This window comes from Streptoverticillium reticulum, from assembly GCF_047456005.1.
Classification (GTDB): domain Bacteria; phylum Actinomycetota; class Actinomycetes; order Streptomycetales; family Streptomycetaceae; genus Streptomyces; species Streptomyces reticulum.
This window is the reverse complement of record NZ_CP179755.1, coordinates 4,744,421-4,758,453: the sequence shown is the minus strand read 5'-3', so window position 1 is coordinate 4,758,453 and position 14,033 is coordinate 4,744,421. Positions and strand designations below refer to the sequence as shown.

Annotated in this window: 16 protein-coding genes; 4 read left to right on the top strand and 12 right to left on the bottom strand. The window is 72.5% G+C overall.

All coding sequences use genetic code 11. The features are described from left to right. Positions 1–7 precede the first annotated feature (7 nt). Both ACMATS_RS21820 and ACMATS_RS21815 read left to right on the top strand, forming a co-directional pair. The gene (locus tag ACMATS_RS21820; protein WP_414168766.1) at positions 8–760 is read left to right on the top strand and encodes an MOSC domain-containing protein; all 753 of its coding nucleotides are present in this window, start codon (positions 8–10) and stop codon (positions 758–760) included. After that, complete coding sequence (locus tag ACMATS_RS21815; RefSeq protein ID WP_390779902.1) at positions 757–1,533, top strand: SDR family NAD(P)-dependent oxidoreductase; 777 nt, start codon at positions 757–759, stop codon at positions 1,531–1,533. Before ACMATS_RS21820 ends, ACMATS_RS21815 begins: the two co-directional genes overlap by 4 nt. Positions 1,534–1,614: 81 nt before the next feature. On the opposite strand, the gene groL is transcribed toward ACMATS_RS21815, so the two are convergent. From groL to ACMATS_RS21795, 4 genes are all read right to left on the bottom strand, one after another. Beyond that, complete coding sequence (gene groL / locus ACMATS_RS21810) at positions 1,615–3,243, bottom strand: chaperonin GroEL (protein WP_390779901.1); 1,629 nt, start codon at positions 3,241–3,243, stop codon at positions 1,615–1,617. A gap of 117 nt (positions 3,244–3,360) precedes the next feature. Then, complete coding sequence (gene groES / locus ACMATS_RS21805; RefSeq protein WP_030022440.1) at positions 3,361–3,669, bottom strand: co-chaperone GroES; 309 nt, start codon at positions 3,667–3,669, stop codon at positions 3,361–3,363. Positions 3,670–3,928: 259 nt separating this feature from the next. Beyond that, positions 3,929–4,789 (bottom strand): polysaccharide deacetylase family protein, encoded by an 861-nt coding sequence (locus ACMATS_RS21800; RefSeq protein WP_414168765.1) that lies wholly within the window; start codon positions 4,787–4,789, stop codon positions 3,929–3,931. Positions 4,790–4,907: 118 nt separating this feature from the next. Further along, on the bottom strand, positions 4,908–5,579 hold the full coding sequence (locus ACMATS_RS21795) for a transglycosylase SLT domain-containing protein (RefSeq protein ID WP_414168764.1): 672 nt from the start codon (positions 5,577–5,579) through the stop codon (positions 4,908–4,910). A 427-nt stretch (positions 5,580–6,006) separates the two neighbouring features. On the opposite strand from ACMATS_RS21795, the gene ACMATS_RS21790 reads away from it, so the two are divergent. Beyond that, entirely contained in the window at positions 6,007–7,188 is a 1,182-nt protein-coding gene (locus tag ACMATS_RS21790; RefSeq protein WP_414168763.1) for a THUMP-like domain-containing protein, read from the top strand. Between the two features lie 7 nt (positions 7,189–7,195). Here ACMATS_RS21790 and ACMATS_RS21785 read toward each other — a convergent pair whose 3' ends face one another. The 4 genes from ACMATS_RS21785 to tsaB are packed head-to-tail and all read right to left on the bottom strand — an operon-like array spanning position 7,196 to position 9,962. Next, positions 7,196–7,579 carry a hypothetical protein gene (locus ACMATS_RS21785; RefSeq protein ID WP_171082845.1) on the bottom strand — a complete coding sequence of 128 codons (384 nt, stop codon included), beginning with the start codon at positions 7,577–7,579 and terminating at the stop codon, positions 7,196–7,198. A 55-nt stretch (positions 7,580–7,634) separates the two neighbouring features. Further along, complete coding sequence (tsaD, locus tag ACMATS_RS21780) at positions 7,635–8,771, bottom strand: tRNA (adenosine(37)-N6)-threonylcarbamoyltransferase complex transferase subunit TsaD (RefSeq protein WP_414168762.1); 1,137 nt, start codon at positions 8,769–8,771, stop codon at positions 7,635–7,637. After that, complete coding sequence (gene rimI / locus ACMATS_RS21775; protein WP_414170759.1) at positions 8,755–9,243, bottom strand: ribosomal protein S18-alanine N-acetyltransferase; 489 nt, start codon at positions 9,241–9,243, stop codon at positions 8,755–8,757. Before rimI ends, tsaD begins: the two co-directional genes overlap by 17 nt. Positions 9,244–9,293: 50 nt before the next feature. After that, the gene (gene tsaB, locus ACMATS_RS21770; protein WP_390779895.1) at positions 9,294–9,962 is read right to left on the bottom strand and encodes a tRNA (adenosine(37)-N6)-threonylcarbamoyltransferase complex dimerization subunit type 1 TsaB; all 669 of its coding nucleotides are present in this window, start codon (positions 9,960–9,962) and stop codon (positions 9,294–9,296) included. A gap of 215 nt (positions 9,963–10,177) precedes the next feature. On the opposite strand from tsaB, the gene ACMATS_RS21765 reads away from it, so the two are divergent. Next, positions 10,178–10,759 carry a L,D-transpeptidase gene (locus ACMATS_RS21765; RefSeq protein ID WP_390779894.1) on the top strand — a complete coding sequence of 194 codons (582 nt, stop codon included), beginning with the start codon at positions 10,178–10,180 and terminating at the stop codon, positions 10,757–10,759. 7 nt (positions 10,760–10,766) lie between these two features. On the opposite strand, the gene ACMATS_RS21760 is transcribed toward ACMATS_RS21765, so the two are convergent. The 4 genes from ACMATS_RS21760 to alr form a co-directional block, all read right to left on the bottom strand. Continuing rightward, positions 10,767–10,955, bottom strand: coding sequence for a hypothetical protein (locus ACMATS_RS21760; RefSeq protein ID WP_390780185.1), 189 nt, complete (start codon positions 10,953–10,955; stop codon positions 10,767–10,769). Between the two features lie 120 nt (positions 10,956–11,075). Then, a complete protein-coding gene (tsaE, locus tag ACMATS_RS21755) occupies positions 11,076–11,609 on the bottom strand; it encodes a tRNA (adenosine(37)-N6)-threonylcarbamoyltransferase complex ATPase subunit type 1 TsaE (RefSeq protein WP_390779893.1) in 534 nt (177 codons plus the stop codon). Positions 11,610–11,620: 11 nt separating this feature from the next. Then, complete coding sequence (locus ACMATS_RS21750; protein WP_390779892.1) at positions 11,621–12,802, bottom strand: alpha/beta fold hydrolase; 1,182 nt, start codon at positions 12,800–12,802, stop codon at positions 11,621–11,623. Beyond that, positions 12,799–14,010 carry an alanine racemase gene (gene alr / locus ACMATS_RS21745; protein WP_390779891.1) on the bottom strand — a complete coding sequence of 404 codons (1,212 nt, stop codon included), beginning with the start codon at positions 14,008–14,010 and terminating at the stop codon, positions 12,799–12,801. Before alr ends, ACMATS_RS21750 begins: the two co-directional genes overlap by 4 nt. Between the last annotated feature and the right edge of the window lie 23 nt (positions 14,011–14,033).

The window sequence follows — 14,033 nt, the reverse complement described above, 5'->3', positions numbered from 1 at the left end:
GAGGCCCATGCACCTGCTCTCCGTGAACCTCGGACGCGCCCGGACCACGGCGGACCGCCCGGGCGCCCCGGGCTTCGCCGACGGCATCGTCACGGGCATCGACAAGCGGCCCGCGACGGGCCCGGTCGCGGTGGCCGCCCCCGGCCCGAAGGGCACCGCGGGCAGCGGCCTGGCCGGTGACGAAGTGGTCCACCTCGAGCACCACGGCGGGAACGACCAGGCCGTCTACGCCTTCGCCCGCGAGGATCTCGACGGCTGGGAGCGGGAGTTGGGGCGCACCCTGCCGCCCGGCTCCTTCGGCGAGAACCTCACCACCGTCGGGGTCGACGTCAACGGGGCCCGCATCGGCGAGCGCTGGCGCATCGGGCGGGATCTGGTGCTGGAGGTCTCCGCGCCGCGCATCCCCTGCCGCACGTTCGCCGACTGGCTGGGCGAGGCGGGCTGGGTCCGGCGGTTCACGCAGGTCGCCGCGCCGGGGGCGTACCTGCGGGTCGTCGAGCCGGGCGAGATCCGTGCGGGCGACCCGGTGACCGTCGTGCACCGGCCGGAGCACGAGGTGTCCGTCTCCTTCGTCTTCCGCGCGCTCACCACCGAACGTGCGCTGCTGCCCCGCGTCCTGGCGGCCGGCGATGCGCTGCCCGGCGGGATCCGGCGGAAGGCCGCCGAGTGGACGGGCCGTCAAACGGCGCGCCCGGAGGGAGGAAAGGACTCGCCGGTAGGCAGCCGTGAGGGGGCGGCGAGCACTAACGTTCCCGTATGACGACTGCACTGATCACGGGAGCAACCGCGGGCATCGGCGCGGCCTTTGCACGGCGGCTCGCAGCCGACGGGCACAACCTCGTCCTGGTGGCCCGCGACGAGAAACGGCTGCACGAGCAGGCGACCGAGCTGCACGACCGGCACGGCGTGGAGGCCGAGGTGCTGCGCGCCGACCTGTCGGAGGACGCGGGCATCGCCGCGGTCGAGAAGCGGCTCGCGGACCGGAAGCATCCGGTGGATCTGCTGGTCAACAATGCGGGGTTCGGCAACAAGGGCTCCTTCCTCGACGTGCCGATGGCCGACGAGCTGAAGATGCTCAAGGTGCACTGCGAGGCGGTGCTGCGGCTGACGTCGGCCGCGGTGGGCGTGATGCGCGAGCGGAAGCGCGGCGGCGTGGTCAACGTGGCGTCGGTGGCCGCGTTCCTGCCGCGGGGCACCTACGGCGCGAGCAAGGCGTGGGTCGTGCAGTTCACGCAGGGCGCCGCGCGGGACCTGGCGGGGAGCGGGGTGCGGCTGATGGCGCTGTGCCCCGGTTTCGTCCGGACGGAGTTCCACCAGCGGGCGGGGATGGGGACGGACAACGTCCCCGGCTGGATGTGGCTCGACGCCGACCGGCTGGTGGACGCCGCGCTCAAGGACCTGGCGCGCGGCAAGTCGCTGTCCGTCCCGGACCCGCGCTACAAGGCGCTGACCGGCCTGACGAAGATCGTGCCCCGCGGGGCGCTCGGCCGGGTGTCGTCCGTCTCCGGCCGCAGGTACGGCCCGACCCGCTGAGGCCCGGGCAGGCCGCAGTCGTGAAACGCCGGAGGCCCGGCGCCCCTTGCGGGGTGCCGGGCCTCGGGCTTGCGGAGTGCGTCAGTGCGCGTGGCCGTGACCGTGGCCGTGACCGGCCTCGGCGGGCTCCTCTTCCTTCTTCTCGACGACCAGGGTCTCGGTCGTGAGCAGCAGGGAGGCGATGGAGGCGGCGTTCTCCAGGGCGGAGCGGGTGACCTTGACCGGGTCGATGACGCCGGCCTTCACCAGGTCGCCGTACTCGCCGGTCGCGGCGTTGAAGCCCTGGCCCTTGTCCAGCTCGGCGACCTTGGAGGTGATGACGTAGCCCTCGAGGCCCGCGTTCTCGGCGATCCAGCGCAGCGGCTCGACGACGGCGCGGCGGACGACGGCGACACCGGTGGCCTCGTCGCCCTCCTTGCCCAGACCGCCGTCCAGCACCTTGGCGGCGTGGACCAGAGCGGAACCGCCACCGGAGACGATGCCCTCCTCGACCGCGGCGCGGGTCGCGGAGATGGCGTCCTCCAGACGGTGCTTCTTCTCCTTGAGCTCGACCTCGGTGGCCGCACCCACGCGGATCACGCAGACGCCGCCGGCGAGCTTGGCGAGGCGCTCCTGGAGCTTCTCACGGTCCCAGTCGGAGTCCGTGGCCTCGATCTCGGCCTTGATCTGGGCGACGCGGCCGGCGACGTCGGCAGCGTTGCCGCCGCCGTCGACGATGGTGGTGTCGTCCTTGGTGATGGTCACGCGGCGGGCGGTGCCCAGCACGTCCAGGCCGACCTGGTCGAGCTTGAGGCCGACCTCCTCGGCGACGACGGTGCCGCCGGTGAGGGTGGCCATGTCGCCGAGCATCGCCTTGCGGCGGTCGCCGAAGCCGGGCGCCTTGACGGCGACGGCGTTGAAGGTGCCACGGATCTTGTTGACGACGAGGGTCGACAGGGCCTCGCCCTCGACGTCCTCGGCGATGATCAGCAGCGGCTTGGAGGCACCGGCCTGGATGACCTTCTCCAGCAGCGGCAGCAGGTCCTGGATCGAGGCGATCTTGCCCTGGTGGATCAGGATGTACGGGTCGTCGAGGACGGCCTCCATACGCTCCTGGTCGCTGACCATGTACGGCGACAGGTAACCCTTGTCGAAGGCCATGCCCTCGGTGAAGTCCAGCTCCAGGCCGAAGGTGTTGGACTCCTCGACGGTGATGACACCGTCCTTGCCGACCTTGTCCATCGCCTCGGCGATGAGCTCGCCGACCTGCTTGTCCTGGGCGGACAGCGCGGCGACGGCGGCGATGTCGGTCTTGGAGTCGATCGGGCGGGAGGTCGCGAGCAGCTCGTCGGAGACGGCCTTGACCGCGGCGTCGATGCCCTTCTTCAGGGCGGCCGGGGAAGCGCCGGCGGCGACGTTGCGCAGACCCTCGCGGACCAGCGCCTGGGCCAGCACGGTGGCGGTGGTGGTGCCGTCACCCGCGATGTCGTTGGTCTTGGTCGCCACCTCCTTGACGAGCTGGGCGCCCAGGTTCTCGTACGCGTCGTCGAGCTCGACCTCACGGGCGATGGTCACACCGTCGTTGGTGATGGTGGGAGCGCCGAACTTCTTGTCGATGACGACATTGCGGCCCTTGGGGCCGATGGTCACCTTCACGGTGTCGGCGAGCTTGTTGACGCCGCGCTCAAGGGCGCGACGGGCGTCCTCGTCGAACTTCAGGGTCTTGGCCATGGGTTACGTATCCTTCGCCGTATCTCTCAACGAACTGCGCCCCGGGCGCCCGGCTCTTCAGGCACGGGAACCAGGGGCGCAGTCAAAAGCCTCGAAAGCCTGTGGCTTCGGGGTGAATTACTTCTCGATGATCGCGAGCACGTCGCGAGCCGAGAGGACGAGGTACTCGTCGCCGTTGTACTTCACCTCGGTGCCGCCGTACTTGCTGTAGAGCACGACGTCGCCGACCTGCACGTCGAGCGGCAGGCGCTCGCCGTTCTCGAAGCGGCCCGGACCGACGGCGAGGACAGCACCCTCCTGGGGCTTCTCCTTCGCGGTGTCCGGGATGACCAGGCCGGAGGCCGTGGTCTGCTCGGCGTCGAGCGGCTGGACCACGATGCGGTCCTCAAGCGGCTTGATGGCAACCTTGGAGCTGGCGGTCGTCACGATCCGACCTCCCCCTTCGGAGATCTCACGGGGTCAATTGTCTGAGGTGGCGACCAGGTGGATCCGTCGTCGCGGGTGCCGGACCTGCCCGTCGCTGTGTTTGGCACTCACCGGTGGAGAGTGCCAACGGAGCCGAGACTATGACGCGGTTAGCACTCGGTCAAGCGGAGTGCCAATTCGCCGTGCGGCGAGCCATGACCTACCCGGGGGGCGGGGCGCCTACTCCACCTGCGGGGCGGCGCGTCGCGGGGGCGCGCACCTACACGTAGTCCTCCAGGCGCGCCACCGTGTAGCCCTGTTTCTGGATGCTGCGCAGCATGTTCGTCACCATCTGCGTCATCGTCGTGCCCTTGAGCTCGGACGGGCCGCGGAAGTGCGCGAGGACGATGTCGCCGGGGCGCAGCCCGCCCCCTTCCGCGTAACGCATGTCGTTGATCTGCATCGTCGCCTCCCACAGCACGACCGCGCGCACCCCGCAGCCGCCCGCCGCGGCGAGGGTCTGGTCGTTGTAGTTGCCGTACGGGGGCCGGAAGAGGACGGGGCGGCTGCCGAACCGCTTCTCCAGGATGTCCTGCTGCCCGCAGATCTCCTTGCGCTGCGCCTCGGCGGAGAGGGTGCGCAGGTTGGGGTGGGTCAGGGTGTGGTTCTGCACGGCGTTGCCCGGGGCGGGGCCCGCGGCGCGGAGCCGGTCGAAGTAGCCGTAGCCGCTTCCGGAGCGCGCGATGCTGTCCGTCAGGAACATCGTGAACGGCAGCTTCAGGTCCTCGGCCATCTTCACGAACTCCGGGTCCTTCTCGGCCCCGTCGTCGAAGGTGAGGAAGACGATCTTGTCGGCGGTCCGCACCCGCCGGACGATCTGCGGGGCCTCGCCGGGCTTGACCGTCGCGGTCAGCCGGGTGGACGGCGGCACGGGCGGCGGCGCGAGGGGCCCGTCGAGGCCCCAGCGGCGGTAGGCGGCGGCGTCGGGCCGGGGAGCGGGCGGGGCGCTGCTCTCCGGGGCGGATGTCTCCGGCCGGGAGGGGTGGGACGAGCCGTTCGAGCAACCGGACAGCGTGCCCGCGAGGAGCAGGGCGGCGGCACAGGCGAGGGCGGCCCGGAGGCCGGAAACAGGCGAGCTCACTCGAACGATTCTTGTCCGCACGTTCGAGGCATTCCCCCTCGGGGGGTGAGCGGACGCGAAAGGGCGGCAGCTCCCCCGATCGGGGTGCTGCCGCCCTGTGCGCGGTGGCTGCCTGCTCTTAGTAGGCGGAGTTGACGCTGTCCATGGAGCCGTACTTGTCGGCGGCGTAGTTGCAGGAGGCGACGATGTTGGCGACCGGGTCGTAGATGTCCCAGGAGGTGCCCTCGACGTGGTACGCCTTGAAGGTCGGGTCGATGATCTGCAGCAGGCCCTTGGAGGGGATGCCGGCAGCGGCGTTGACGTCCCAGTCGTTGACCGCCTGGGGGTTGCCGGTCGACTCGCGCATGATGTTGCGCTTGATGCCCTCGTAGGAGCCGGGGATGCCCTTGGCCTTCATGATGTCCAGCGCCTGGGTGATCCAGCCGTCCAGGTTGTTGCCATAGGCCTTGGGAGCCGGAGCAGCGGCCTCGGCCTTCTCGGCCTTGATCGGGGCGCGCTCGGTGGAACGGCTGGCGGCCTGCTGGGCGGTGCGCTCGGCGGCCTTGGCGGCGGCAGCGGCGGTCCTGGCCTGGGCGGCGGCGGTGTCGGTCTGCTTGCTCAGCTCGTCCTGCTGGGTCTCGCCGAAGGCCTGGGCGTTCTGGGCGACCGTCTTGACGGCCGGGGCGGCGCTGGCGGTGCCGGCGCCGACGGCGGCCAGGGCGACAGCGGCGACGCCGGTCGCCGCAACGGCAGCGGCGGAGAACTTGTGGGCCTTGGGCAGAGCGGTATAGCCGGAGATGGTGGAGCGCATGAGCGAGAAGATCCCTTTCAGTCGCGAAGTCGCAGTGGCCGTCATTGGCGCGAAAGAAGCGCCGTGTCTCGTTCGACGGCGCCGTGCGACCCGACCAGTGTTAGCGGCGGAAAAACCCGCTGGCAAAGGTGTGACCTACTACCGGACCGGGCGGAAAGGGACACCCCCAAAGCGAGCAGAATGCCCGAATTGACCCCATCGAGGTCCACTACCGCGAGTCGTATGTGACCTGGGCCCTATGGGTCGCCTCACAAGCCGACCCCCCTGCTGTCACGCTCCGGTGGGCAGTGGTGACCGTGTTTCGGGGTGCCCCGGTCCCGCCCTTTCGCCATTTCTCGGGGCTCCGCCCCGAACCCCGGACCGCGCTGCGCGCGGTGTCCTCAAACGCCGGACGGGCTGATGAACAGCCGTCGGCGAGAATGGCACCGTGCCTGCACCAGACGTCGACGCCTTCGCCTCCCTGCTCACCGACGAGGGCCGCCGCCTCCTCGGCGAGCTGCGCCACTACGACCCCTCCCAGGAGCTAGCGGCAGCGACCCGGCTGCGGCGGGAGCATCCCGCCGAGCTGGTGTCCGCCGCGCTCGGGCAGGCGCGGCTGCGGCAGCGGGCGGTCGCGAAGTTCGGTACCGAGGATGCGTACCGCATGTACTTCACCCCCCACGGCGTCGAGCAGGCGACCCGCACCTCGGTCGCCGCGTACCGTGCCCGCCGCTTCGCGGCGCTCGGGGTGCGCCGGGTGGCCGACCTCTGCTGTGGCATCGGGGGCGACGCGATCGCGCTGGCGCGGGCGGGCGTCTCGGTGCTCGCCGTCGACCGCGACCCGCTGACCTGCGAGGTCGTCCGGGCGAACGCGGCGGCGCTGGGGCTGTCCGAGCTGATCGAGGTGCGCTGCGCGGACGTGACCGAGGTCGACGCCTCCGCGTACGACGCGGTCTTCGTCGACCCGGCGCGGCGCGGCGGCCGCGGCCGGATCTTCGACCCCGAGGCCTATTCGCCGCCGCTGTCCTGGGCGGTCGGTGCCGCCCGCAAGGCCCCGTTCGCGGCGCTCAAGATCGCGCCGGGGGTGCCGCACGAGGCGGTCCCCGAGGAGGCGGAGGCGGAGTGGATCTCGGACGGCGGGGATGTGAAGGAGGCCGTGCTGTGGTTCGGCACGGACCCGGGCGTCCGGCGGGCGACGCTCCTGCCGGGGGGCGCGTCGCTGACGGGCCGCGGCCTCCCGGACCCGGCGGTCCGCCCGGTGGGGCGGTATCTGTACGAACCTGACGGCGCGGTGATCCGGGCGCACCTGGTCGCGGAGATCGCGGAGGAGCTGGGCGGCGGGCTCGTCGACGAGACGATCGCGTACGTGACGGCCGACGAGCTGCGCGCGACGCCGTATGCGGCGGCGTACGAGATCACGGACGTGCTCCCCTTCAACCTCAAGAAGCTGAAGGCGATCGTGCGCGAGCGCGCGATCGGCGTGGCCGTGATCAAGAAGCGGGGGTCTGCCGTCGAGCCGGAGGAGCTCCGCAAGAAGCTGAAGCTCGACGGGCCGAACTCCTGCGTGATCGTTCTGACGCGAGTTGCCGGGGCGCCGGCGATGCTGCTGGGGCAGGCGGTCCGGGCGTAGGCCCCGCTCAGTCCAGGTCCGTCAGATCCTCCGCGTAGAGCGTCGTCAACGGCTGCGGGCCCACGTACTGCTGGCAGTTGCACCGGCCCGGCTCGTAGCGGACCGGCTTCTTGTCCGCGTCCCAGGCGACGGCCACCTCGACCGACTCATGGCACTTGCCCTGCTTGTCGTGCTTGGCGAGGTGGTGTCCGCAACCGCACACCGGCGCGGGCGGCTTGGCGGCTGCCTCCAGCGCAGCGCGCTCCTCGCGCTGGGCTTCGCGCTGCGCCTCCAGCTCCGCCAGCTTGCGCTCATGGCGCATCTTGAGCCCGCTGCGCACGGGTTCGGTGACCTTGGCGACGATGCCCGCAGCAGGGCCGGCGAAGATGAACGCCCACCAGAACCATTCCACCGCGGATCGCCGCCTTCCCCGTCTCCCCCGGTTGTACGAGCATCAGGATAAGCCGTCAGGAATACAGGTTGTCCTTGCTCAACTCGTGGAAGTGGTCGTGGTCGTGACCGTGCCCATGACCGTGCCCATGGTCGTGGCCGTGTCCCGGCACGTGCGGCTCCGTCACCGGCAGCGAGGAGTCCGCCGAGAGGTCCCACGACGAGGCCGCCCGGCCCCGTGCCACCATCTCCGCGCCCAGCGCCGCGACCATGGCGCCGTTGTCCGTGCACAGCTTCGGGCGCGGGATGCGCAGGGTGATGCCCGCGTCCTCGCAGCGGCGCTGCGCCATCGCGCGCAGGCGGGAGTTGGAGGCGACGCCGCCGCCGATCATGAGGTGGTCGACGCCCTCGTCCTTGCAGGCGCGGACGGCCTTGCGGGTCAGCACGTCGACGACCGCCTCCTGGAAGGACGCCGCCACGTCCGCGACGGGGACGTCCTCGCCCGCGGCGCGCTTGGCCTCGATCCAGCGGGCCACCGCCGTCTTGAGGCCCGAGAAGGAGAAGTCGTAGGCGGGGTCGCGCGGGCCGGTCAGGCCGCGCGGGAAGCGGATCGCCTCCGGGTCGCCCTCGCGCGCGTAGCGGTCGATGACCGGGCCGCCCGGGAAGCCGAGGTGGAGGACACGGGCGATCTTGTCGAAGGCCTCGCCCGCCGCGTCGTCGATGGTGGAGCCCAGCGGGCGGACGTCGGAGGTGATGTCGGGGGCCAGCAGCAGCGAGGAGTGGCCGCCGCTCACGAGCAGCGCCATCGTCGGCTCCGGCAGGGCACCGTGTTCGAGCTGGTCCACGCAGATGTGGGAGGCCAGGTGGTTCACGCCGTACAGCGGCTTGCCGAGCGCGAAGGCGTACGCCTTCGCCGCCGAGACGCCCACGAGCAGCGCGCCCGCGAGGCCCGGGCCGGCCGTCACCGCGATGCCGTCGAGGTCCTTCGCGCTGACCCCGGCCTCCTTCAGGGCGCGCTGGATCGTCGGGACCATCGCCTCCAGGTGCGCCCGGCTGGCGACCTCGGGGACGACGCCGCCGAAGCGGGCGTGCTCGTCGACGCTGGAGGCGACCGCGTCCGCGAGGAGCGTGTGGCCGCGGACGATGCCGACGCCGGTCTCGTCGCACGAGGTCTCGATGCCGAGGACGAGGGGTTCGTCAGCCTTGCGAGCCATGGGTCATTCCTTGCACTGCGGTAGAAGGGTCGGAGAGGCGCATGACGAGGGCGTCGACGTTGCCCGGCTGGTAGTAGCCGCGGCGGACGCCGACCGGCTCGAAGCCGAAGCGCTCGTAGAGGCGCTGGGCCCGGGTGTTGTCGACGCGCACTTCGAGCAGCACCTCGCGGCACTCGAAGGAGGTCGCGGTGGTCAGCAGCTCGGCGAGCAGCCGGGCGCCGAGGCCGGTGCCCCAGAAGTCGTAGGAGACCGCGATGGTCTGGACGTCGCCGGTGCCGTCGACGGCGGCGAGCCCGGCGTAGCCGACGACGCGGGGCTTCTCCTCGCCGGTCTCGGCGACCACGTAGCGGCGGTTGGCGTTCGGCCCGCGCGCGTGGGCCAGTTCGGACCAGAACAAACCCTTGGACCAGGCGTCGTGCGGGAAGAGCTCGCGCTCCAGCTCCAGCACCGGCCCGATGTCCCACCAGCGCATCTCCCGGATGCGGACGGGCACTTCGGCCGGGTCGGGCACGGGTGTCGCCGTCACTTCGGGGTGACCACCTTGTAGTTGGCCGGTACCTGGGCGTCGGGACGGCGCAGGTACAGCGGCTGGTCCGGCAGGAACTCCCCGCCCGTGCGCAGCTTCTCGGCCGCGAGCGCCGCCAGGGCGGCCGCGGACTGGTGCTGTGGCAGGTCGGCCCGGACGTCCGTGAAGGCGTCGGCGTACAGGACGGCTCCCGCGCCGACGGCCGTCAGGCCGGCCAGCTTCTCGGTGAGGTCGGCGGGGCGGTCCACGGCGGGCTCGGTCAGGCGGGTGCGCGGGTCCGCGTAGCGGGCCCAGTAGACCTCCTTGCGGCGGGCGTCCGTCGCGACGACGAACTCGCCGGTCAGGCCCGCCTGCCCGGCCGCGTACGCAATGCCGTCGAGCGAGCACAGACCGTGGACCGGGACGGAGAGCGCGGCGCCGAAGGTGGCCGCCGTGACGATGCCGACGCGCAGGCCGGTGTACGGGCCGGGGCCGACGCCGACGACGATGTCCGTCACGTCCGCGAGCTTGCGGCCGGCCTCGGCGAGCACCCGGTCGACGGCGGGAAGCAGCAGCTCACCGTGCCTGCGGGCGTCCACCTGACCCGACTCGGCGACGACGGAGTCGCCGTCGTGGAGGGCTACGGTGACGGCGGGGGTGGCGGTATCAAGAGCGAGCAGCAGCACACCGACAAGCGTACGGCGCCGGGTGGGGCGGCCGGTGCCCGGCCGGGAACCGGGCGGGTGTGCGCACCGGGGCTGCCGGGGGCACGGCGGGGGCTCGTCCAGGTGCTACGGTCGGCCGGGGGTACCCCCATGCCGTTCAGGCCATGGGGGAGCAGGGCAGCGTATGCGCGCGTACGCGTATCCGCAGCGTATTCGCAGACGAAGGGGTGCTCAGCGTGGCACGCAGCAGCTCGGGGGTCATCGTGGCCGCGCTCACCGCGGCGGCGCTGGCCGGGGTCGGCTTCCTCGCCTACCAGGCCGAGGCCGCGCCCGACAAGCCCGCCCGTCACCACGCCGCCGCGGGCAAGGACAAGCAGTCCCAGCAGCAGGGCGGCAAGCCGGCCGCGGGCCCGCAGGGCGGCCAGCAGCAGGCGGCGAACGCGGTTCCGGCGGCCTCGGGCACCGGGATGCGGGTCGTCTACGCGCTCGCGCAGAAGCGGGTGTGGCTGGTGGGGGCGGACGGCAAGGCCTCGCGGACCTTCGACGTCGCGCCGAGCGCGGTGAGCCCGCAGCCGGGGACGTACACGGTGACGTCACGCTCCGCGAACATCACCGGGTCGGACGGGATCCCGGTGGAGCACGTGGTGCGGTTCAACGCGGTGAACGGGGTGGTCTTCGGCTTCAGCGCCGCGGTCGACGGATCCTCGCCGAACCCGAACTCCGGGAAGAAGACGGGCGCGATCAGGGAGAAGCCTGCGGACGGGCGGGCCATGTGGGAGTTCGCCGTGAGCGGGACGAAGGTCGTCGTCGTTCCGTAAGGCCCTGCTACGCCGCGTCGCGCTCCCGCCGGTCCTCGGCCGGCTCGGCCGGGGGCTCGTCCTCGTCCTTCGGCGGAGTCGACACCGCATCGGCCGCCGCGCACGCCGCGAGCAGATCGCGCATCGAAGGCGTCCGCTCCTCGGCGGAGCGGCTCGCAGGCTCGTGGGCCGACATGTGCGCCTCCAGGGATGCCATGGGCGAAGTTAGGTAGACCTAACCGAGTCTCTGCAGTCCATGTGACCACGCCCGGAGGCACCCGCGCAACATTTTGCCGACGGCTTGTCGGAATGTTGTCGGAATACGCGCCTCCGCGCCTCAGCCCAGCGGGGCCAGGTCCGCGTCCGCCCAGCGGGCGCCCATGCCCGTCACGGTCACGGTGCGGATGTCGTCCGCCTCGTCGATCGCGAGGCCGTCCGCCCCGACGGCCCGCTCGATGACGACCCGCAGCCGGTCGTCCGACAGGTCCTCGACCTTGCCGTCGCCCCACTCCACGACGATCACCGACTCCGGCAGGGAGACGTCGAGGTCGAGGTCCTCCATCTCGTCCAGCCCGCCGGACAGGCGGTAGGCGTCGACGTGGACGAGCGCCGGGCCGCCCCGCAGCGACGGGTGGACCCGGGCGATCACGAACGTCGGCGAGGTGACGGCACCGCGCACGCCGAGGCCCTCGCCCAGGCCGCGGGTCAGCGTCGTCTTGCCGGCGCCGAGCTCGCCGGAGAGCAGCACGAGGTCGCCGGGGCGCAGCAGGCCCGCGAGCCGGCGGCCCAACTCCCGCATGTCGTCGGCGGACTTGACGGTGAGCTGCGCTGCGGCGCCGGGGCGGCCGGTGGTGTCGTGCGGGGCGTTCATGCAGACCGATGTTACGGGGCCGGGGCGGTGCGCGGCGTCGCGGCGCCCACGGCACCCGCCTCGGCCAGCAGCTCCGCGAGGTGGTCGTCGACGAGTCCGGGGTGCTCCATCATCACCATGTGCCCGGCCCCGGGGACCAGCACCAGCTCGGCGTCCGGCAGGGCCTCGGCGATGACCTCGCTGTGGGTGTGCGGGATGACCATGTCCTTGTCGCCGGCGAGGACCAGCACCGGCAGGTGGTCGAAGGCGGACAGCGCCGCGAGCTTGTCGTGCCCGGCGAAGACCGCGTAGAACTCGGCGACCACGTCCACCGGCGTCGCCTCGATCAGCCGCTCGGCGAACCGCGCCACCGCGGGATCGACGTCCCCCGCGCCGAACGAGTAGCGCTTGATGACGCCGCCGATGATCTCGCTGGTGGCCCGGCGGCCCTTCTCGACCAGCTCGGTCTGGGTCGTCATCAGCTTGAAGGCGCCCGGCAGGATCCGCCGCGCCACGCTCCACCCGGCGGCCGGGAGCCCGTACGTCACCTCGGACATCCGTCCCGAGGACGTGTTGACGAAGGCCGCGCCGACGACGCGCTCCGCGATCAGGCCGGGGTGGTGCGCGGCGAGCGCCATGGTCGTCATGCCGCCCATCGAGTGCCCCACGAGCACCAGCGGCCCCTCGGGGGCGGCGGCGTCGATGACGGCCTTCAGGTCGTGGCCGAGGAGGTCGACGGAGAGGGGGGTGCCGCGCCCGCGCTCGGAGCGGCCGTGGCTGCGCTGGTCCCAGAAGACCATGCGGACCTTGCCGCGCAGGGCGGCGCGCTGGAAGTGCCAGGAGTCCTGGCTCAGGCAGTAGCCGTGGCTGAAGACGACCGTGACGGGCGGCGCCGCGGCGGCCGTCCGGCGGCCGAAGCGGCGCCCGGGGCGCTCCGCCTCCGGCTCCGCGACCTCGTCGACCTCGTAGTACAGCTCGGTGCCGTCCGCGGCGACGGCCGTCCCGGGCGTGCCGCGCAGCGTCCCGTACGGGCCCGACGAGTCCAGGGCGAGGCGCGCCTTGCGGCGCATGCCGCGCCCGACCGTCAGCCGCTCCACGGCGACCCCGACGGCGGCTCCGGCCGCCACGACCCCGACCGCGGCCCCGGCGAAACCCGCCCCGCGCCGCCAGGCGGCGCCGGCCGCCGCCGTGCCCGTACTGTCGCCCTCGCTCATCCTGTGCCCCCCGTGTCGTGGTCACGTCCCGTGTCACCACGTGGTGTGCGCGCAGTGCTGCCGGTACTTGCAGTGTCACCGACATAGACGCGGGGCACACGCACCGAGATGCGGGTGACCACTTCGTAGGCGATGGTTCCGGTCGCTCTTGCCCAGTCCTCGGCGGTGGGCTCGCCGTGGTCGCCGGGGCCGAAGAGGACGGCCTCGTCCCCGGGCTCCGCGCCGTCGCCGCCGAGGTCCACGACGAACTGGTCCATCGCGACCCGGCCCGCGACCGTGCGCCACTTGCCGCCGATCAGCACGGGGCCGGTGCCGGAGGCGGCGCGCGGGATGCCGTCCGCGTAGCCGACGGGGACGAGCGCCAGGGTCGTCTCGCCCGGGGTCGTGTACTGGAGCCCGTACGAGACGCCGTGGCCGCCGGGCACCCGCTTGACCGAGGCCAGGGAGGCCGTCAGCGTCATCACGGGCCGCAGGCCGAGCGACTCCGGGGTGCCGAGCTCGGGGCTCGGCGATATGCCGTACATCGCGACGCCGGTGCGCACGAGGTCGAAGTGGGCCTCGGGGAGGGTGAGGGTGGCCGGGGAGTTGGCGATGTGCCGCACCTCGGGGCGCAGGCCCTGGCGCTCCGCGTAGCCGACGGCGTCCCGGAAGACGGCCAGCTGGGCGCGGATGGAGGGGTGCCCGGGCTCGTCGGCGCAGGCGAAGTGGGACCAGATGCCGGTGACCCGGACCAGGCCCGCCTCCTCCGCCGCGCGGGCGGCGGCCACGAGCTGCTCCCAGTCGCCGGGCTGGCAGCCGTTGCGGCCCAGGCCGGTGTCGATCTTCAGCTGGACGCGGGCGGGGCGGCCGCAGGCCCGGACGGCCGTGGTGACCTCGTCCAGCGCCCACAGGCCGCTGACGGAGACGTCGATGTCCGCCTCGACGGCCTCCCGCCACGGGTCGCCCGGCGTCCACAGCCAGCACATCAGCCGGCCGGTGTCCCCGGCGGCACGCAGCGCGAGCGCCTCCTGCGGCAGGGCCGTGCCGACCCACTCGGCGCCGGCCTCCCGGGCGGCGCGGGCGCACGGCAGCGCGCCGTGCCCGTACGCATCCGCCTTGACCACGGCCATCAGCTGCGCGCCACGGGCGCGGGCCTTCAGGGTGCGTACGTTGGCCCGCAGGGCGGCCAGGTCGACCACGGCTCGGACGCGCATCGGTGTCTCACTCATCCCCGTCAGTGTCTCAGGCCCCC